This window comes from Mesorhizobium sp. LMG 17147, from assembly GCF_024297145.1.
Lineage (GTDB): Bacteria > Pseudomonadota > Alphaproteobacteria > Rhizobiales > Rhizobiaceae > Mesorhizobium.
The window spans coordinates 14,368-32,339 of the sequence record NZ_JANCTC010000028.1; the positions used below are offsets into that span (position 1 = coordinate 14,368).

A 17,972-nucleotide genomic window follows, 5' to 3' on the forward strand; every position below is an offset into this window, starting at 1 on the left:
CATGTGGACCCGGATCAAGAGCTTCTTCCGCGACAGCGAAACAATATTCTGGGCGCGGCTTCAGGCGGCTATCGGCGTTATCGCGGCTATCGTCACCTATGTCGACCCGCAGGTTCTTTCGCCGGTCATTCCGGGGGAATGGTTCCCCTGGTTTCTTGTGATCAACGGCGTCTTGACCGAGTTCCTGCGCCGCCGCCGCGCGGAGGATTTGTGATGACCGCGCTCCTGGCCATTCTCAGCGCCATCATCGGCAACAAGGTCGTGATGACGGTATTCGCTGCTGTGGCCGGCGGCATCGGCCTTTACATTGCAGGCGGCATCAACCGGGCGAAGAAGGAGGCGGTCAAACAGGTCGAGGCAAAAATCGCGGCCGCCGAGGACCGCCTCGAAATGAACCGCGAGGCTTCCGCCGAAGGGCGGAAGGCCGCCGGAATGACCGATGCGGCAGCAAGAGCGGAGGCTGAGAAATGGGCAAGGCGCTGATCCTCTGCCTGGTGCTGGCCGGCTGCACGACAACCGCGCCGGCCGGCAATCCGCGGCAAGTCTGGTGCGACCAAAGTCAGCCACGCCGGCCATCCGCCCCGGTCGTCGCCGCCATGACCCGGCCCGAGCTCGACGAGATGAACGCCTTCAACGGGCAGGGCGCCAGATGGTGCGGGTGGACGCCATGATGCATGAGCTGCTCGACGTTCTGGGCATCAAGGCGCCGGTATTGGTCGCCGGCCTGTCCGGCGGCATTTTGCGGGCCTTGTCACGTCACCGCTACAAGGTCCGCGAAATGGTGGCCTCGCCGATCTGCGGCGCGCTGGCGGCGGCCTATCTGACGCTGCCGGTCGTGCATTATTTCCGCGCCGTCGGCCTGCCCTTTCCTTCGCCGGACGACGACACCACGACGCTGGCCGCGGCCTTTCTGATTGGCGTATCGGCGATGTGGATCTCGGATATCGTCTTCGAAATGATCGTGCGCCGGTTCGGGCCGGTGAAGGAGGAGTAAGCCGCCCAAGCCTGACTAAGAGTGACGTTCAGTTGAAGCCCGCCGCGCCGAAAGGTGCGGCGGGCTTTTGCATTTTTCCTGGCAATCTGTACGATCTTTTCTTTGCGAGGGCGGCTCGATCCGGCGCTTGCGAAACCAAGATGCGCGTTAGGCTTCACGGGAGATGGTCTCATGCTTGGCAGAGTCCTGACACAAGCGGCAGTCCTTACAGCCGGGGCGCTTCTGTTTGCCGCGACGGCCGACGCCCGACCGGACAGCCGCGCGATGACATGCGAACAGACGCAGCTTCTGATCCAGAGGCATCGCTCGGTGGTGCTGACCACCGGCCAGAACACCTACGACCGTTACGTCCGCCAATTCGGCAATGAATGCGACTGGCCGCAAGTGCCGCGCTCCGCGTATATCAAGACGCGTGACGGTCAATGTCTGGTCTATCGCTGCCAGGAGCCGGTCTTCGACCTCCCGAATTGAAAGCAGAGGCTCATCCGACCGTCTACCCGGACAGCGAGCGCAATGCGAAGGCAGTCGCTCATTCCTCGTCGAAAGGACCACCTTCGCGTGCGAGATCGCGTGAAATAACGCGTTCCTCAGTATCGTCCGGCAAGGCCTCGTCGCTGTCCTGGTAGGCGTTGTCGTCGTCCTCCTCCGGCAGTTCGCCGTCTTTCTCGACGTCGTAACGGATGTCGCCGTTCTGCGGCACGCCGTCAGGGAGGATTCTCCCGCTCCGGATGGCATCCCAGTCCTGCTGCTGGATCGTCGGGCTCTCGGTCTCGTCGTCGGTTCGTTCTTTCCTGCGCGGTTCCATCGCTGGTTCTCCATAATGTCGGCGGCCCTGAACTGGCTCAGTGGTTGAACTCATAAGTCTGGCAGCCGGTTCCGGGCCGCTGCGGTCTGGGCGCATTGCCGCACGACGGAACCAATCGCGCCTGCCCGCCTTCACATTCAGAAGATACTGGCGCGAAAGGAGCTCGACATGAGACCGCTCATTTTCTTGCCGTATATGCTAGGTGCGCTCGTGCTGGCGGCGCCGGCGGCCGCGCAGCCGGGCGAACAGGCGCAATCCGACCGCTGCAAGGTCGAGCCGCAGGATCAGAAGAACCAGCAGCAGAAGCCGGCCGGCAGCAATTTGTCCGACACGCTCGAGCCATGCGGTGGGGTCCTGAAGCCGCCGCCAACGGGCGATCAGGGCATGGCGGCGCCACCGCCGAATGAGGGCAAGACCCCGGTGCTCAAGCCTGGCGAGGTGCCGCCACAACCGCCCAAGCAGTAGCCGCTTCATTTGCTGCCACAGGGGCTTGCCCATGGGCGGTAACGCCGCGCTGTACCGGCAGGTTTGTTGCCCTCGCTCAGGAACATTAGCTTGTCCTAAACGTTGTTTTAGACGCAGCCGATATCACCCCCTCCGGTGTCGCTGCTGATCGGGAAACCGATCGGCCCGCGTCTTGTGACGCGGGCCACCGTGGCTCATTTGCAGTTCATTCGCCGCACCGCGCGGGCACTTCACCGCCATTCGATTAGCCGCCACTTACGGAACAACAAGGTGGCGTGGGCGTTTGCCTAGAGGGTTCGCCGCTTCGACCGGAAAGCCGCGTCGCAACTGTAAGGGCGAGGCCCGTAACAACAGGAGTAGACGATGAAAATCCACCTTGTTCCTGCTGCGGCGGGATTGGTGTTGCTCGCCGGCGTCGGCGTGGCCACCGCGGACCAGGTGATTGTCACGCCCGAACAGCAGACGGTCATCCGCGAATACGTCCATAAGCACCCGTTGGCGTCGATCAATCTTCTGGGCGTGGAGCTCAATATCGGTTCCACGTTGCCAGATACGGTCGAGCTGCAGCCGATCGATGTTCCCGACGTGAAGTACAGATACGTCGTCGTCGGCAATCGCACCGTGCTCGTCGACCCAGGCACCCGCAAGATCGTGCACGTCATCGAGTGATCGGCGTTCCAAACCGCGAACCGGATTTGGAAAGGTCACGGTCTAAATTATCGAATAAGAGCTCCATCCCGAGCGATCGGGATGGAGCCGCTGTCGTCGCGAAACAAGGAAAGGAGCCATTCCCATGCTGCCGCATGTCGAGCGGGCCAACGTGGCCGCCGCCGTCGACAAACTGCTTGCTGAACGAGGCGATGGGCTGCTGTCGATGAAGGCGGCGATTGCACTGTTGCGCGAACGCACCGGAACCGAGCGCTCGGACGCCGACCTTGAAGGGCTGATCATCAAGAAGGCGGCGCTCCTCGGCGTCGCCGTCCTGTGTGACAGAGAGGTTCAATGACGGTGTTGCCTGGGGGCTCAAGACGCCGGTCGAAATTTCAGCTAGAACAAAGTTGCTTACGCATAAACCGACGGAGGCAACGGTGAGGGACAGACAGGAACGGATTCGCCAGCGTGCACACGCGATCTGGGAACAGGCAGGCAGGCCCGACGGGGCGCATCAGCAGCATTGGGATCAGGCTACCGCCGAAATCGACGCAGAAATCGCCACGAAAGAGACCGCCAGCCGGCCGAAGTCGAAAGCACGTCAGCTTAAGCCGGCGCCGGCCGCCAAGGACGGAACCAAACCCAAGGCGCGACCACGCAAAGCGTGAACTCGCGCGGATTTGATTCCAACGCTGGATCTCGCGGTTCGGCGCTCTGTACTTTCGTCCGCGGTCGGCAGCAGAGACAGTCCAGACCGGTCAAAAATGACGCAGCACGGTGAAGCAAACCCGCGCAGCGCGGATCTTCTCGGCCCATTGTTCTATTGCCGAGGGGTCGGTTTGATGTTGTGGTTTGCAGATTAGGAATTCGCCTTTTCGGCCGCCGACCCGTTGCGACGTTCGTCTGTTGCGGCGCCCACCAGCTGACTCTCGCATCGCTTCAAACTTTCGGAAAATTTCAATACAAATTTCACGCGGCTGTTCTTTGAAAATACACCATGGGACCAGCAAGTTGATCGGCAAAGAAACCGATCTTCTTCCTTGCACTTAGGGCGTAATGCAACCGGCGAGTTCGCGGGTTGCTCAGCGAAACTACAGCAGGGAGAATGTTATGACCATCAACATCAAAACAATCACCGGTGCAGTGGCAGGCAGCGTAGCGCTTTTCATGCTCTCGATGCCCGTGAATGCCGCGAACGGAATTGCCGTTGGTGTTGGAACATCCATCGGCGGCAACGGCGGCATCAATGCCGGCCTCGGCGCCACGGTTGGCGGTCGCGGCGGCATCAACGCCGGTGCCGGCGCAACGGTTGGCGGCAGCGGCGGCATCAAGGCAGGCTTCGGTGCCTTGGTGGGCGGCAGCGGCATTAACACCGGTGCCGGTGCTACGGTTGGGGGTTCCAGGGACATCGCCGCAGGCGCCGGCGCGTCGGTTGGGGGCAGAAGCGGCATCAACGCTGGTGCCGGCGCAACGGTTGGCGGTTCGAGCGGCATTGCCGCCGGCGCGGGGGTAGGTATCGGCAGCGGCGTTGGGGCTGGCGCGGGGGTCAGGGTCGGCAGCGGCATCAATGCCGGCGCCGGTGTCGGGATCGGTGGTACCAATCCGAGCAATTTGTCCAACCCGGGCAGCCCGTCCAATCCCAGCAATTCCAGCTTGCCCCAGGTCGTCGCCGACATATCGAGCGACAAGTTGGCCAGGATGAAGAAGCGCTGCGTCGACGTGCTGAGTAGCGAAGGCACTTACGATAGCGATCTGCGCCAATTGTGCCTGCTTATCGCGCGCCGCTAAGGCGAATACATCGGAATGAAATGTCGGACCGGGCCGAGAGGCCTTCGTCCACCAGACCTCCAGCGGTCCAAAGCCCGCCATTGCGGCGGGCTTTTTTGCCGAGCACGTGGCGGCAGCATGGCTGGGCTCACAAGAGCACGCGCTTCAATGTGTTTGACGGCCAAGATCCGGCGAAACGGCCACCCCGCCTTCCAGGGCGTCCCAGTCCAATGCGGGGCTGCTTTGCATCAGCTGAGTGCACGCAAACTCCGCCAGATCGGCTTCCGCGAAGCCGTCGAACTCGATAGCTGCGCCTTGGAGCTGGGCTGCCTGCATGACGAGCCATTCGATGTCTTCGCGCGCAATATTCTCGGCGAGGTTCTGCAGTCGCACGGCTTCGGCGACAGCAGTCAGATTGATGGCAATCCCTGACCGCAATGTAGCTCGAACTCGGGAACCGACGTCTTCGTGCAGGCGAACCGAAAATCCGTAGCGCATGGAAAACCTTCCTTTCAGGAGCGGTTTGTCCCTCGTGTTCTACCATGCGCCCAGGGCTCGTGATTGGCAAGCGAAGACCCTTGAAAAATCGCTTCGTGTCAAATAGTTAGCGTATTTTGTTGATTGTCCATTTGATGCTTGATCCGCTTCATCGGACTTCTGCATGAGTCACCCATCTGAAGGTCTTGACGTACTCTGCTCACGTACCTAATTCTACACAAAATCAGGGACATACTAACTCAGCTGCGTTTGGGCTGGTATGCTGGAGGCCGAGATGTCCGAACTGGAACGCCCGGAACGATTGCAGATCATGCTGACTGTCGATGAACTGGCGGCGTTGGAGAACTGGCGCTTCGAAAAGCACATGCCGAGCCGGTCGGCCGCGGTACGTGAGCTTTTGAGGCGAGGTCTCACAGCCGATGGTTTCCTGACGGCGGCGCATGGGACCAAGTCGCGCGACTTCGGCATCCTGCCGCATTCTGCAGATGGTGACCGCAGCACCGCCGACGGACCGTCCCAGAAGGAATAGCGCCGTTTCCGCCGTGGATCGCCCGCTCTCCGACTGTGCTTCGCGTCTCTCTTGCTTTGCGATGAGCTGTGAACGTCTGGTCTGCTGATCGCCGCGAAGTAGAAGAGATCCGAAGCTCAGTCTTGCCAGACGCTCCGCAATCAGGGAGTGCTTGATCGGCATAGTGCGGGCTCGGGAATTTGCCGATGACGCTGGAATTGACGACCGGCGACCAGTCGATGCTGCATGGCGAGCAAGGGTCGGCAGCGGCTGCCGCCATGAAGATCCTGGTCGCCTTCGCGAAGGCGGTCGGCGCCCGCAAGTTGTTGAATATTGCCGGTGCCCATATCGACGGCTGCCTCTATCACGGCCAGGCTAGCCTCGATTTCGTCGAAAGGCTGATCGAGGGCGGCGGCCGCGTTCGGGTGCCGACGACGCTGAATGTCGGTTCGTTCGACCTCATTCATCCCGGATTGGTGAAGATGCCGATGTCGCAAGAAGCGCCGGCGCGTCGCCTGATGATGGCGCATCTGGACCTCGGCTGCCAGGCGACCTTCACCTGCGCACCCTATCAGACTCGATTCCGGCCAAGGTTCGGCGAGCAGATAGCCTGGGGTGAGTCCAACGCCATCGTCTTTGCCAATTCGGTGATCGGGGCGCGAACCAACCGTTATGGCGATTTCATCGATTTATGCTGCGCAATGACCGGACGCGCGCCGGCCTGGGGGCTGCATCTGAGTGAAAATCGACGAGGCCAGATCCTGTTCGAGCTGACTGGCGGTCTCGAGCCCAGCGACGCCCTGTTCGTGGGTGTCGGACTACTTGTCGGGCAAAAGAGCGGCGACCGCATTCCTGTCATATCAGGCCTGCCGCAGCCGCGCGACGAGGACCAACTGAAGGCGCTGGGGGCGGCGGCGGCAACGACGGGCGCTGTGGCGCTGTTTCATGCGGTCGGCATTACGCCGGAGGCGACGACGCTGGATGAGGCGTTGCACGGCCTGGCGCCGGAGGAAAAAATCCGGATCTCTCGCGCTGATATCCGCCATGCGCTGGCCAGGCTGTCGAGCGTCCCCGACGGCGTGCAGCTTGCAGCCGTGTCGTTAGGCACGCCGCATTTCTCCCATGAAGAGTGGATGCGCCTGTTGCCGCTGCTGCGCGAAGTTGCGCCGGGCAGGGGCGTCCCGATCTATGTCAACACAGGGCGTGCCACGCTGACACGACTGCAGGACGAAGGCGCACTGGCCGGCATGGAAGCCTTCGGCCTTGTCCCGGTCACCGACACCTGCACCTATGTCACGTCGATCCTCGAGCGTCTCGACGGCGTGGTGATGACCAATTCGGGAAAATGGGCGCATTACGCACCTGGCAATATCGGTCTCTCGGTGGGCTTCGGCGACATGGAAGACTGCGTCCGCTCGGCCGCGGCCGGCCGCGTCGTGCGAGGCGCGCCATGAAGGCGCCGGCCACGACCGGTACATTCCACCTTGCCGGCTCCGCACAGGGCCCGGCGCTGGTGCTTTCGCAGGCGCTCAGCTTCTGGGGCGGGATCGATGTCGAAACGGGCGACATCATCGACCATTCGCATCCGGACCTGGGCGGCAACATCGCCGGCAGGATCCTGCTGATGCCGAGCGGGCGGGGGTCGTCGTCCTCGTCTTCGGTTCTGGCCGAAGCGATTCGCAGAGGGACGGCGCCGGCCGGCATTATCCTCGAGCGGCCGGACCCGATCCTTGCCGTCGGCGCCATCGTTGCCGAATTCCTCTACAAAATCAGCATGCCGCTGGTCGTCTGCGACATATCAGGCATTGCCTCCGGCGACCGGATCGCTATCGGTCTGGGCGAAGATGCGCAAGCGATGGTGAGCAAGCTCTAGCCGGCCATCGTCCCGCCGCGCCCCGCCGCCAGGTCGACGCTGAAATCGAGTTTGGCGTGGCCGTTGATGCGCCAGTTGGCAAAGACATTGACCAGATCGAAGCCGTCATCGACGAGCGCCGGTTCGTCCGGTTGCTGCGGTTGGTGCGCGTGATCTTGCCAACGCTGAGATATCGCGCGCCAACGGTGAGCTGGTCTTCCAACATCCTGTTGTTCAGCGGCTGGCCAGAATAGACGACGCTGACGATCTTGGCGTCGATAAGCGCGCCGGCACGATTCACGAAACCCCGGCCATTCACCTGGGTTCAGATCTCCGGGATGCTTTCCCTGAAGATCACTTGCAGCCTCGGCTGGTGCAGTTCGTAGGGCAAGCCCTTGACCGCGTGGGTCAAGGTGTTGAGCGCCTCGCGGGCCTCGACGCGCGGGTTCTGGTCGATGACCGCGTCGAGCGTGCCGTCGAGCAAGAGCTCCTTGGTGCCTTCCGTCACCTCATGGCCGAGAAAGACCGTCGACAGCGCGCGCCCGCGTTCCTTCAGCGCGCGGGCGATGCCGGTGTTGCCAGCGCCGACATTGTAGATGGCGGCCAGGTCCGGGTGCCGGTCCAGCAGGGCGGAGGCCTCAGAGTAGGCTTTTTCCCGATCGTCGAGCATTTCGCGCATCTCGACGATCTGCAGATTGGGCGACTCTTCCGTCAGTATGTGGCGGAAGCCCATCTCGCGCTCTTCGTGGCCGCGGTAGGAGAGCGAACCGGCGAACAGCGCGACCTTGCCCGGACGCCCTGCGCCCATGAAGCGGTTGAGCAGGTAGCCGGCGAGCCGGCCGGCGGCGCGGTTGTCGATGCCGATATAGGCAACCCTCGGCACATGCAGGATGTCGGAAGCGAGGGTGACCACCTTGACGCCGCTGGCCGAAAGCGAGCGGATCGCCTCGCGCACCGTCGGATGGTCGAGCGCGATCACACCAACGCCTTGCGTCTGCCCGTGCAGTTCCTGCAGCAGACGGGCGAGCCGATCCGGATTGAAGCCTTCGATAGTGGCGACGCGGACGTCGAGGTCAGGCCGCGACTGCGCCTGCGCCTCGATCTGGCGGTGCAGCATCTTGATGAAGGAATTGGTGCCGGCGGGCAGGGCGAAATCGAGCCGTATGATCTCACCGCGCAGCGCGTTGAGCGAGCTCGGATTATTTGAATTTTCAGCGATATAGCCAAGCCGCTGTGCCGTTTCGAGCACGACCTCGCGAGTGCGCGCCCTGACCCCGGCGCGGTTGTTGAGCACACGGTCGACCGTGGCGGCGGAAACGCCGGCTTCCCGAGCTATGTCTGTCAGGGTGGACCGCACTGTCGATCACCTCATTCCAAAATGTGCCAAAGGCGCATGGAGATTACGCATTTCATAGGTCCGATGTCGGAGAGCGGCCTCATCGCCGCTCGCGATTCTGATGGGAAATGATGTAACCGGCCTTGGCCGATCCGCAAGTCGCTGCGCTAGACCAAATTCCGAAGCGGACCAACGCGCCGAGGTGGGCAGCCTGGTTCCCCTCAAATTCAAGCACCGGCTTCGGTGCGAGAGCCTTGATAAACGCCATTTTCCCCTCCCTTGAGATATTATGATGTGTCTTGATTATTTATGATGTTGACAGCCTTGGTGCAGTGCCGTCAATATCCATCATAAGGGCCGTGGAGGAACAAGGCCCTGAGGGAGGATTTCCAATGTCGAATTTGATCCGCGTGTCGCGGCGCCGTTTGCTGGCGTCCGGTGGAAAGGCGGCAGTGCTTGTTGCCGCCGCAGGTATCGCGCCGAAATTCATTCGCCCAAGCCGTGCCTATGCGGCCGATGCCCTGGCGCCCGGCATGATCGGTGGCCCGACCGGCTTCGACGGCTCGGAGCGCTATCAGTATGGCGCCGACACACCCGAGGGCCGCGCCATCGAGGCAGCCAAGGCGATGAAGGGCGCCGGCAAGGCGCCGACGAAGATCGTGCTCGGCCTGTCCGACGGTTCGATCGGCCAGCTGACGCAGCCGTTTCCGGCGGGCGCGCCGTCGATCAAGGATCTATGGGAGAAGGAAACCGGCATTCCGCTCGAGATCGTCGGTGTGCCCAACGGCCAGGAATTCACCAAGACGATGCAGGACATCTCCACCAAGGGTGGGGCCTACGACATCTACGCGGTCGAATGGAACCGTCTTGGCGACCTCGCCGAAACCGGCGGCATCCTCAAGCTCGACGACTTCGTTGCACAATATAAGCCGGAATGGGACGATCCCGAGCGTGGCTACGTCAACGGCGCCAAGGGCGTGTCGCTGCTCAACCAGTATCGCGGCTCGACCTACGGCGTGTCGCTGGATGGCGATTTCCAGACCTGGGTCTACCGCACCGATCTGTTCGGCGACGCAGCCGAGAAGAAGGCCTTCTCCGACAAATACGGGTATGAACTGGCGGCGCCGAAGACGTGGAAGCAGCATGACGAGATCGCAGCCTTCTTCCAGCGCCCGGACAAGGGCCTGTTCGGCTCGACCGATCTGCGCAACCAGGGCTGGGGCTACACCAACTGGTATCAGCGTTATGGCTCAATGGCTTCGCCCAATCAGTTCTTGTTCGACGATGCCGGCAAGCCACTGATCAATTCGGAGCAAGGTATCGCGGCGACCAACGAGTACATTGCTTCGCTCTCGCATCATTCGCCGGATGCGATCTCCTGGGGTTGGCCGGAGCAGTACGGCAATTTCGCCAAGGGCGGTGCGGCCATGACCTGTGCCTTCTCCAACCTGCCGAAATTCCTCGACAATGCCGGCAACAAGGATTCAGCTGTCACTGGAAAGATCGGCTCCATGCTGCCGCCCGGCCGCGAGATCGACGGAAAACTGGTCAGCCGTTCGGTGCTGTGGCTTAACCTGTCGGCGTCGGTTTCCTCGCAAGCCAAGAACCCGGAAGCCTGCTACCTGTTCCTGCAGTGGCTGGGTTCAAGCCGCATCTACGCCTGGATGACCGCCAATCCGGGCGGCTATTTCGATCCGTTCCGGCTGTCGGATTTCTCCGATCCGCTGGTTCGCCAGACCTATCACGCCTACCACATGGACGTGGTGCGCGAGACGGTCGCCCGCACCGTGCCCACCATCAACTATCCCGGCGCCACCGCCTTCCACAACGCGCTGGACGAGAATCTCGTCGCCGCGTTGACCAAGGCCAAGACGGCCGAGCAGGCGATGGCCGACACCGAGGCCGAGTGGAAGAAGATTGCCCGCCGGACCGGCGAGGAGAAGCTTCTCGAAGCCATCAAGACCAACAAGGAGGCCTGGCCGACCGTCCTCGATCCGATCGCCTGATCCTCGCAGGATCTTACCAAGGAGGGGAGGAGCGGCCGCTCTTCCCCTCGCCAACGAAGGACCCAGCAAAGCCGCAAGATGAAGCGTTCAGTCCCTTTCGAGATATTCCGCTATGCCGCGATCCTTGCAGCGATGGCGGTGACGCTGGTGCCGATCCTGTGGATGGTGTCGATGGCGTTCAAGCCGATCGCCGAATGGTCGGCGACCGGCGCCGACCTGACATGGTGGCCGAAGAACCCGACACTCAGCAATTTCCGCTTCGTCTTCGGGGAATCGACCAACAATCTGATCGTCGCGCTCGACCGCACAGCCTTGAAGCCGATCCTGTCGTCGCTGCTGTCGGCCACGTTCGGCACGGCAATCGCCATGTCGGCGGGCACCGCGGCGGCCTACGGGCTGTCGCGCTTCGGCTCGGGCCAGAACCTGCCGCTGGCGCTGATCCAGCTTCGCCTGTTTCCGCCGATGGCGGTCATGACCCCGGTGATGATCATGTGGGCTTTCCTCAACTTCACCGACAGCTGGTGGGGGCTGTCGCTGATCTATGGCATCGTCACGCTGCCTTTCGCCTTCTGGCTGATGAAGACCTTCTTCGACGACATGCCGCGCGAGATCGAGGAGGCGGCACTTGTCGAAGGCTGTTCGCGGTGGCGCGTCTTCACCCGCATCACGCTGCCGATGATGCGCGCGCCGCTGGCAAGTGCGGCGCTGTTCGTCTTCATCCTCAACTGGTCGGACTATCTGATTGCGCTGCTTCTGACGACGCGCGAATGGGTGACGGTCCCTGTCTACATGGCCTCGCTGTCCTCCTCGATGACCGGACAGCTCTACGGCGCCAAGGCTGCTCTCGGCCTGATTGCCGCGGTGCCGCCGGTGATCATGGGCATCGCCATCCAGCGCCATCTGGTGCGCGGGCTGACCTTCGGGGCGCTCAAGCAATGAGCGCGGTGGCAGCGACGATTTCGGAGGGCGACATGCAAGCCTCCAAAGCGGCGTCGGTGTTGCCGGACGAGGGCGCACGGCTCGGCTTCCGGCTGACCCTGCCGGCGCAAATCCTGGTGCTGTTTATCGCTGTCTTCCCGCTCCTGATGCAGCTCTATATCAGCCTCACCGACTGGTCGCCGCTGTCGGGCACCGGCTGGTGGAATGCCTGGTCGATGTGGAACAGTTTCGCCAACTACACCGACCTTGCCGTCGACGCACGCTTCTGGAGCGCGCTGAAGCGCACGGCCATCGTTATGATCGTCTGCGTGCCGACGGAGTTCCTGCTCGGGCTGGCGCTCGCGACGCTGTTTGCCGACGAGTTTCCGGGCAAACGGATCTTCTACTCGATCCTCTTGATGCCGATGATGGTGGTGCCGGCGGTGGCCGGCTACATGTTCTTCATGCTGTTTCAATCAGGCGGCCCGGTCAACGACATCCTGTCGGCGATCTCAGGCTTTCCCGTCACCATCGCCTGGCTGTCGGATCCGACGTTGGCGCTGATCGCGGTGATGGTCGCCGACATCTGGCAGTGGACGCCACTGATGTTCCTGATCCTGCTTGCCGGTCTGGTCGGCGTGCCTGAGGACCAGATCAAGGCGGCGACGCTGCTCGGCGCCAACCCCTGGCAGCGGTTCGTCACCATCGTGCTGCCGAAGATGAAGACGATCATCATCATCGCACTGGCGATCAGGGTGATCGAGAACTTCAAGATCTTCGACACGCTCTATATCATGACCGGCGGCGGTCCCGGCGTCGCCACCGAAACCATCTCCGTCTACATCTACAAGCTCACCACCCAGGACCTGATCTGGGGCTATGTGGCGGCAATCGCGCTGGCCATATTGATCGTGCTGTCCATCGCCGCGGTGTTTGCCATGAAACGCATGGCCCGGGTACGCCAGGTGACGGCATGAGCACGATCCATCTGCAGAACCTGGTCAAGAAATTCGGCGACTTCACCGCGCTGAAGACGATGGATCTGGCCATTGCCGACGGCGAGTTCATGGCGCTGCTGGGGCCGTCGGGCTGCGGCAAATCGACGACGATGAACATGATCGCCGGCATGGAAGAGCCGACCAGCGGCAAGATCCTGTTCGGCGAGCGCGACATGGCCGGCGTGCCGATGGGGCGGCGCGGCGTCGGCTTCGTCTTCCAGAACTACGCGATTTTCACTCATATGAGCGTGCGGCAGAACCTCGCCTACGGGCCGAAAATGCGCGGCGCAGCCAAGGCCGAGGTCGACCGCCGCGTTGGCGCCATTGCCGAGATGCTGCAACTGACGCCGCTGCTCGACCGCAAGGCCGACCGGCTTTCGGTCAACATATTGCAGCGGGTCGCGATCGGCCGTTCGGCGATCATGGAGCCGGCGATCTTCCTGCTCGACGAGCCGCTGTCCAATGTCGACGCGGCCTTCCGGGCCGTGATGCGGACCGAACTGAAGCAGCTGCAGCGGCAGTTCCGGCAGACCATGGTCTACGTCACCCACGACCAGCTCGAAGCGATGACCATGGCCGACCGCATCGCGGTGATGGACCACGGCGTGCTGCAGCAGGTCGGCACCCCGCTGGAAGTCTACAACGATCCGGCCAACGTCTTCGTCGCCCGCTTCATCGGCGCGCCGGGCATGAACCTCCTCAAGGGCAGGCCGGCGGAAAGCGACGGTGGCGTGGTCGTCGACCTCGGCCCGCTCGGGGCGACGCCGCCGCTGCCGGTCGAGATTGCCGATGTCGCGCGCCGGATGCGCGGCGAGGTGTTTTATGGCTTTCGACCGGAGCAAGTGAAGCTGGCTGAAGACGGCCGTGGCCTGTCCATGCCGGTGAGTTTCGTCGAGCGGATCGGCCCGCGCACCATCATCCACCTTGGCGACGGGGAAACCGCGGTTAAGGCGGTGTTCGACAATGATGTCGGGCTGGCGATCGGGCAGACAGCCGTCGTCGCACCTGCGGTGGAGGCGGTGCGCGTCTTCGATGCCGCCACCGGCCTTGCCTTGAGAGCGGGCTGAGACCATGGCCGATATCGTCTTCCGCAATGTGACCAAACGCTACGGCAACACGCTCGCCGTCGATGACGCCTCGTTCACTGTCAACGACAATGAGTTCTTCTGCTTCTTCGGCCCGCCTCTATCGGGCAAGTCGACGGTGCTGCGCCTGGTGCTTGGGCTCGAGACACCGGACGCCGGCGAGATCCTGATCGACGGAAAGCCGGTCAACACAGTGTCGCCGGCCGAACGCAACGTCGCCATGGTCTTCCAGAACCTGGCGCTGTTTCCGCATATGAGCGCGCGCGACAACATCCGCTTTCCACTGGTCGAACGCCGGGTCGCCGAAGCCGAGATCGAAAAGCGCCTCGCCGACGTCGCGGCCAAGCTGCATATCGGCCATATCCTGCACAAGCCGCCAGCACAGCTTTCCGGAGGTGAGCGGCAGCGTGTCGCGATCGCCCGCGCGCTGGTGCGTGATCCCGTCGCGTATCTGATGGATGATCCAATCTCGGCGCTCGACGCCCGGCTGCGCGAGGAGACGCGGGTCGAGCTGAAGCGCATCCAGCGCGAGCTCGGCAAGACGCTGATCTATGTCACGCACGACCAGGAAGAAGCGATGTCGGTCGCCGACCGAATGGCCATTCTGGACAACGGCAAGATCAGGCAGATCGGCGCGCCGGCCGAGATTTATGACCGGCCGGCCAGCACCTATGTGGCGCGGCTGCTTGGCTCGCCGATGATGAACATACTGAAGTCGGTGCACGGCGCTGAAGGCGTGGAGGCGGCGGAAGGCACGATCCGCATCGCGGACAAGACGGCGCCGGTCGATGCCGTCGAGATCGGACTCAGGCCGGAAGACATCAAGGTCAAGGCCTGGTCGGAGGGGGGCGCGGGCCGCCCGGCGCGAGTGTTCGAGGTCGAGCCGCTCGGCGGCTACACCGTAGTGACGCTCGCCGCCGGGCAGGCGCGTCTGCGGGCGCTGTTGCGCGGCCAGCCGGACATCAGGCCGGACGCGATGGTGGCGATATCCTGCGAGCCGGGCAGGGTGCATTATTTCGGGCAAAGCGGGGGAGCGCTGGCAAGGTGACGGCGGCTGCAAGAAACGAGCTTCGGGAGGAACACATGGTGAGCAAAGGTTTCGAGCCGGACGTGAAGGTCCGCGCGAAGGAATACAGGATCGGCTGCGTGGGCGCCGGCATGATCATGGCCGAATGCCACCTTGCCGCTTACAAGGAAGCCGGTTTCCCAGTGGTGGCGATTGCCTCGCGGACCAAGGCCAGCGCCGAGAAGGTCGCGAAACGGTGGGATATCCCGACCGTCCACGACACGCCGGAACAGCTCATTGAGGACAAGAACGTCGAGATCATCGACCTTGCCTTTCCGCCCGACCAGCAGCCGGCGCTGATCCGCCATGCGCTGAAGCAGGCACATATCAAGGCGATCCTGGCGCAGAAGCCATTGGCGCTGTCCCTTGAAGAGGCCGTCAAACTGCGCGACGAGGCGGCCAAGACAGGCAAGATCCTCTCGGTCAACCAGAACATGCGCTACGACCAGTCGATGCGCGTCTTGAAGCAGGTCATCGACAGCGGCGCGCTCGGCGACATCGTCTTCGCCCAGATCGATATGCATGCGATCCCGCACTGGCAGAGCTTCCTCGAGGACTATGACCGATTGACGCTCGCCAACATGAGCGTCCACCATCTCGACGTACTACGCTTCCTGTTCGGCGATCCCCTAGAGATCACCACCCTGACCCGCAAGGACCCGCGCACCCGCTTCGACCATTCGGACGGCATCACAGTGTCGACGATCAAGTTCCCGTCCGGTGTGCTTGCCGTATCGCTGGAGGATGTCTGGTCCGGGCCGCGCCAGGAGGGCTACAAGGACGACCAGCACATCAACTGGCGCGTCGACGGCACCAAGGGCGTAGCCAAGGGCACCATCGGCTGGCCGACTGGCGCTGCCTCGACGCTGACCTATGCCTCGACCGAGACCACCGGTGGTGAATGGGTGACACCCAGCTGGGACACGATGTGGTTCCCGCATGCTTTTATCGGCGTCATGGAGCAGCTCCAGCACGCGGTCAAGACTGGCGAGCCGCCGGCGCTGTCCGTCGCCGACAACGTCAAGACCATGGCGCTGGTCGAAGCCGGCTACCGCTCCATCGACAAGGGCCGGACGGTCAAACTTTCCGAAATATCAACTGACTGAGCCACTTACAGGGAGGACTTCACACCATGATGCAGGCAGGTATTTTCACGGGTTATTTTCCGTATGGTCTCAAGGAAACCGCACAGAAGATCCGTGCGCTCGATTTCAACACCGTGCAGCTCGACCTGCATTTTAGGGACATCGACCTGTCGGCCGGACAGATCACCAGGGACAAGGCCAAGACCGTCCGCGATACGTTTCGCGACCACAATCTGTCGATCTGCTGCGTATCGGGTTACACCAACATCATCCATCCGGACCTGGGCGAGCGCGAGCGGCGCGTCGGCTATCTGAAGGAGATCATCCGTAACGCACGCCATTTCGGCACCCCTTACGTGATCTCGGAAACCGGTACCTACAACACCGAGTCCGACTGGGTGCATCACCCGAAGAACAAGACCGAGGAAGGTTTTGAAGAATGTCGCAAGGTCATCGCCGACCTTGCCCAGACCGCCTACGACCACGGCGCGGTGTTCCTGCTCGAAACCTATGTCAACAATGTCGTCGGTTCGGTCGAGGAGACGGTGAGAATGTTCGCGCAGGTCGACCACCCAGGCCTCGGCCTGTTGATGGACCCGACCAACTATTTCGAAACGCACAATATCGACAGGATGGACCAGATCCTGAACCAGGTGTTCGACACGCTGACCGACAAGATCAAAATCGCCCACGCCAAGGACGTCAAGCGTTCTGGCGGCGACAAGTCGGAGAAGCACGCCGACATCGGCGACGAGGACGCGCTGGAGAGCCACACTTTCCGCGGCGTCGGCGAGATCGAGCTGCCGGCGCCTGGCCTCGGTTCGCTGAATTACGACCTCTATCTCAAGCGGCTGGCCGAAAAGCATCCGAACATTCCGGTCATCATCGAGCATCTTTCGGAAGACGACGTGCCGCGCGCCAAGAAATTCCTCGACGGGAAATTCCGCGCCAACGGACTGTGACGGAGCGGTTCGGCTACTAAACAAGGGAGGAAGAGAAATGTTGAAAATCGCGGCTGCGGCGATCGTGCTCGCCGGCGTGACCATGGGCTCGGCGGTGGCGCAGGATGCCCAGAAGACGTTCTACCTGTTGTCGCATGGCGGCCCGTCGGACGCCTTCTGGATCGACTGGAATGCCGGTGCCACCAAGGCGTGCGACCAGCTCAAGGTGACTTGCAAGATCTCGTTCAGCGGCGGCGACATGGCGGCGCAGAAGGAAGCCTTCAACTCGGCACTGGCCGCCAAGCCGGACGGCATCGCCACCACCTCGGCGCAGCCCGGCCTGTGGACCGAGGAGGTCAAGGCGGCGAAGGCTGCCGGTATCCCGATCGTGTTCTTCAACACCGACGATCCGGCGACCGGCCGGCAAGCCTACGTCGGCGCCGATCTCAAGGAAGCCGGTGTCATCTGGGCGAAGTATCTGGTGGACCACAAGATGGTGAAGCAAGGCGACAAGGTGTTCCTGCCGGTCGAAGTGCCGGGCGCCAGCTACCAGCAGCTCGAGACCGAAGGCATTGCCAGCGTCTTCGATCCGCTCGGCATCAAATATGACGTGGTCGATTGCGGCACCGATCCGGCCGGCATCATCGCCAAGATGACCGACTACATGGTCGCCAACAACCCGCCGGCAATCATCGCGCTCGGCGATTCCGTTGCGGCCAGCGTCAAGCGGGTGTTCGACGGCGCCGGCGTGCCGGCCGGCAAGATCCCGGTCGTCGGCTGGGGAAATTCGAAGGAAACGGCCGAGTCAGTCAAGTCTGGGTTCATCAACGCGGCTGCCTGGCAGTTTCCCTCGGCGCAAGGCTTTATGCCGGTGGCGCTGCTCGGGCTGGCCGCCGCTGGCGAACCGATCGGCTACGACATCCACACCTTCAGCCTCTACGACGCCTCGAGCGTCGAGCCGATCCTGAAACTCTACAACAAGTGATTGGAACTGACG

At 62.5% G+C, this 17,972-nt stretch carries 25 protein-coding genes; 22 read left to right on the forward strand and 3 right to left on the reverse strand.

Annotated features, from left to right (window positions below):
- The first annotated feature begins 1 nt into the window (after position 1).
- The 5 genes from NMG46_RS27675 to NMG46_RS27695 all read left to right on the forward strand — a co-directional run bounded on the left by NMG46_RS27675 (position 2) and on the right by NMG46_RS27695 (position 1,465).
- Positions 2 to 214 carry a hypothetical protein gene (locus NMG46_RS27675; protein WP_254820495.1) on the forward strand — a complete coding sequence of 71 codons (213 nt, stop codon included), beginning with the start codon at positions 2 to 4 and terminating at the stop codon, positions 212 to 214.
- The gene (locus NMG46_RS27680) at positions 214 to 483 is read left to right on the forward strand and encodes a hypothetical protein (protein ID WP_254820496.1); all 270 of its coding nucleotides are present in this window, start codon (positions 214 to 216) and stop codon (positions 481 to 483) included. Before NMG46_RS27675 ends, NMG46_RS27680 begins: the two co-directional genes overlap by 1 nt.
- Positions 468 to 671, forward strand: coding sequence for a hypothetical protein (locus tag NMG46_RS27685; protein ID WP_254820497.1), 204 nt, complete (start codon positions 468 to 470; stop codon positions 669 to 671). Before NMG46_RS27680 ends, NMG46_RS27685 begins: the two co-directional genes overlap by 16 nt.
- Positions 671 to 994 carry a hypothetical protein gene (locus tag NMG46_RS27690; RefSeq protein WP_254820536.1) on the forward strand — a complete coding sequence of 108 codons (324 nt, stop codon included), beginning with the start codon at positions 671 to 673 and terminating at the stop codon, positions 992 to 994. Before NMG46_RS27685 ends, NMG46_RS27690 begins: the two co-directional genes overlap by 1 nt.
- A 171-nt stretch (positions 995 to 1,165) precedes the next feature.
- The gene (locus NMG46_RS27695) at positions 1,166 to 1,465 is read left to right on the forward strand and encodes a hypothetical protein (RefSeq protein WP_254820498.1); all 300 of its coding nucleotides are present in this window, start codon (positions 1,166 to 1,168) and stop codon (positions 1,463 to 1,465) included.
- 58 nt (positions 1,466 to 1,523) lie between these two features.
- Here NMG46_RS27695 and NMG46_RS27700 read toward each other — a convergent pair whose 3' ends face one another.
- Complete coding sequence (locus NMG46_RS27700; RefSeq protein WP_254820499.1) at positions 1,524 to 1,799, reverse strand: hypothetical protein; 276 nt, start codon at positions 1,797 to 1,799, stop codon at positions 1,524 to 1,526.
- Positions 1,800 to 1,967: 168 nt separating this feature from the next.
- Here NMG46_RS27700 and NMG46_RS27705 point away from each other — a divergent pair, with 168 nt between their 5' ends.
- The 5 genes from NMG46_RS27705 (at position 1,968) to NMG46_RS27725 (ending at position 4,703) form a co-directional block, all read left to right on the forward strand.
- Positions 1,968 to 2,264, forward strand: a complete 297-nt coding sequence (locus tag NMG46_RS27705; protein WP_254820500.1) for a hypothetical protein — start codon at positions 1,968 to 1,970, stop codon at positions 2,262 to 2,264.
- Positions 2,265 to 2,627: 363 nt separating this feature from the next.
- Positions 2,628 to 2,933, forward strand: coding sequence for a DUF1236 domain-containing protein (locus tag NMG46_RS27710; protein ID WP_254820501.1), 306 nt, complete (start codon positions 2,628 to 2,630; stop codon positions 2,931 to 2,933).
- 124 nt (positions 2,934 to 3,057) lie between these two features.
- A complete protein-coding gene (locus NMG46_RS27715) occupies positions 3,058 to 3,270 on the forward strand; it encodes a hypothetical protein (RefSeq protein ID WP_254820502.1) in 213 nt (70 codons plus the stop codon).
- An 82-nt stretch (positions 3,271 to 3,352) separates the two neighbouring features.
- The gene (locus NMG46_RS27720) at positions 3,353 to 3,583 is read left to right on the forward strand and encodes a DUF2934 domain-containing protein (protein ID WP_254820503.1); all 231 of its coding nucleotides are present in this window, start codon (positions 3,353 to 3,355) and stop codon (positions 3,581 to 3,583) included.
- A 442-nt stretch (positions 3,584 to 4,025) separates the two neighbouring features.
- Positions 4,026 to 4,703 (forward strand): hypothetical protein, encoded by a 678-nt coding sequence (locus tag NMG46_RS27725; RefSeq protein WP_254820539.1) that lies wholly within the window; start codon positions 4,026 to 4,028, stop codon positions 4,701 to 4,703.
- Positions 4,704 to 4,847: 144 nt separating this feature from the next.
- Here NMG46_RS27725 and NMG46_RS27730 read toward each other — a convergent pair whose 3' ends face one another.
- Positions 4,848 to 5,180 carry a hypothetical protein gene (locus tag NMG46_RS27730; RefSeq protein WP_254820504.1) on the reverse strand — a complete coding sequence of 111 codons (333 nt, stop codon included), beginning with the start codon at positions 5,178 to 5,180 and terminating at the stop codon, positions 4,848 to 4,850.
- Positions 5,181 to 5,454: 274 nt separating this feature from the next.
- Here NMG46_RS27730 and NMG46_RS27735 point away from each other — a divergent pair, with 274 nt between their 5' ends.
- The 4 genes from NMG46_RS27735 to NMG46_RS27750 all read left to right on the forward strand — a co-directional run bounded on the left by NMG46_RS27735 (position 5,455) and on the right by NMG46_RS27750 (position 7,794).
- Positions 5,455 to 5,709, forward strand: coding sequence for a hypothetical protein (locus NMG46_RS27735; protein ID WP_254820505.1), 255 nt, complete (start codon positions 5,455 to 5,457; stop codon positions 5,707 to 5,709).
- Positions 5,710 to 5,894: 185 nt separating this feature from the next.
- Entirely contained in the window at positions 5,895 to 7,142 is a 1,248-nt protein-coding gene (locus NMG46_RS27740; RefSeq protein ID WP_254820506.1) for an aconitase X, read from the forward strand.
- Entirely contained in the window at positions 7,139 to 7,561 is a 423-nt protein-coding gene (locus NMG46_RS27745; RefSeq protein ID WP_254820507.1) for a DUF126 domain-containing protein, read from the forward strand. The genes NMG46_RS27740 and NMG46_RS27745 overlap by 4 nt, the downstream gene beginning before the upstream one ends.
- Positions 7,562 to 7,617: 56 nt before the next feature.
- A complete protein-coding gene (locus tag NMG46_RS27750; protein WP_254820508.1) occupies positions 7,618 to 7,794 on the forward strand; it encodes a hypothetical protein in 177 nt (58 codons plus the stop codon).
- Between the two features lie 71 nt (positions 7,795 to 7,865).
- On the opposite strand, the gene NMG46_RS27755 is transcribed toward NMG46_RS27750, so the two are convergent.
- Positions 7,866 to 8,897 carry a LacI family DNA-binding transcriptional regulator gene (locus NMG46_RS27755; protein ID WP_254820509.1) on the reverse strand — a complete coding sequence of 344 codons (1,032 nt, stop codon included), beginning with the start codon at positions 8,895 to 8,897 and terminating at the stop codon, positions 7,866 to 7,868.
- A gap of 371 nt (positions 8,898 to 9,268) precedes the next feature.
- On the opposite strand from NMG46_RS27755, the gene NMG46_RS27760 reads away from it, so the two are divergent.
- The 8 genes from NMG46_RS27760 to NMG46_RS27795 all read left to right on the forward strand — a co-directional run bounded on the left by NMG46_RS27760 (position 9,269) and on the right by NMG46_RS27795 (position 17,960).
- Positions 9,269 to 10,882, forward strand: coding sequence for an extracellular solute-binding protein (locus tag NMG46_RS27760; protein WP_254820510.1), 1,614 nt, complete (start codon positions 9,269 to 9,271; stop codon positions 10,880 to 10,882).
- 78 nt (positions 10,883 to 10,960) lie between these two features.
- Entirely contained in the window at positions 10,961 to 11,821 is an 861-nt protein-coding gene (locus NMG46_RS27765; protein WP_254820511.1) for a carbohydrate ABC transporter permease, read from the forward strand.
- Entirely contained in the window at positions 11,818 to 12,777 is a 960-nt protein-coding gene (locus tag NMG46_RS27770; protein ID WP_254820512.1) for a carbohydrate ABC transporter permease, read from the forward strand. The genes NMG46_RS27765 and NMG46_RS27770 overlap by 4 nt, the downstream gene beginning before the upstream one ends.
- On the forward strand, positions 12,774 to 13,865 hold the full coding sequence (locus tag NMG46_RS27775; protein ID WP_254820513.1) for an ABC transporter ATP-binding protein: 1,092 nt from the start codon (positions 12,774 to 12,776) through the stop codon (positions 13,863 to 13,865). The genes NMG46_RS27770 and NMG46_RS27775 overlap by 4 nt, the downstream gene beginning before the upstream one ends.
- 4 nt (positions 13,866 to 13,869) lie before the next feature.
- Positions 13,870 to 14,931, forward strand: coding sequence for an ABC transporter ATP-binding protein (locus NMG46_RS27780; protein WP_254820514.1), 1,062 nt, complete (start codon positions 13,870 to 13,872; stop codon positions 14,929 to 14,931).
- A gap of 35 nt (positions 14,932 to 14,966) precedes the next feature.
- A complete protein-coding gene (locus tag NMG46_RS27785) occupies positions 14,967 to 16,055 on the forward strand; it encodes a Gfo/Idh/MocA family protein (RefSeq protein ID WP_254820515.1) in 1,089 nt (362 codons plus the stop codon).
- Between the two features lie 26 nt (positions 16,056 to 16,081).
- Positions 16,082 to 16,996, forward strand: coding sequence for a sugar phosphate isomerase/epimerase (locus tag NMG46_RS27790; protein WP_254820516.1), 915 nt, complete (start codon positions 16,082 to 16,084; stop codon positions 16,994 to 16,996).
- Positions 16,997 to 17,033: 37 nt separating this feature from the next.
- Positions 17,034 to 17,960, forward strand: a complete 927-nt coding sequence (locus NMG46_RS27795) for a substrate-binding domain-containing protein (protein ID WP_254820517.1) — start codon at positions 17,034 to 17,036, stop codon at positions 17,958 to 17,960.
- The last annotated feature ends 12 nt before the right edge of the window (positions 17,961 to 17,972 follow it).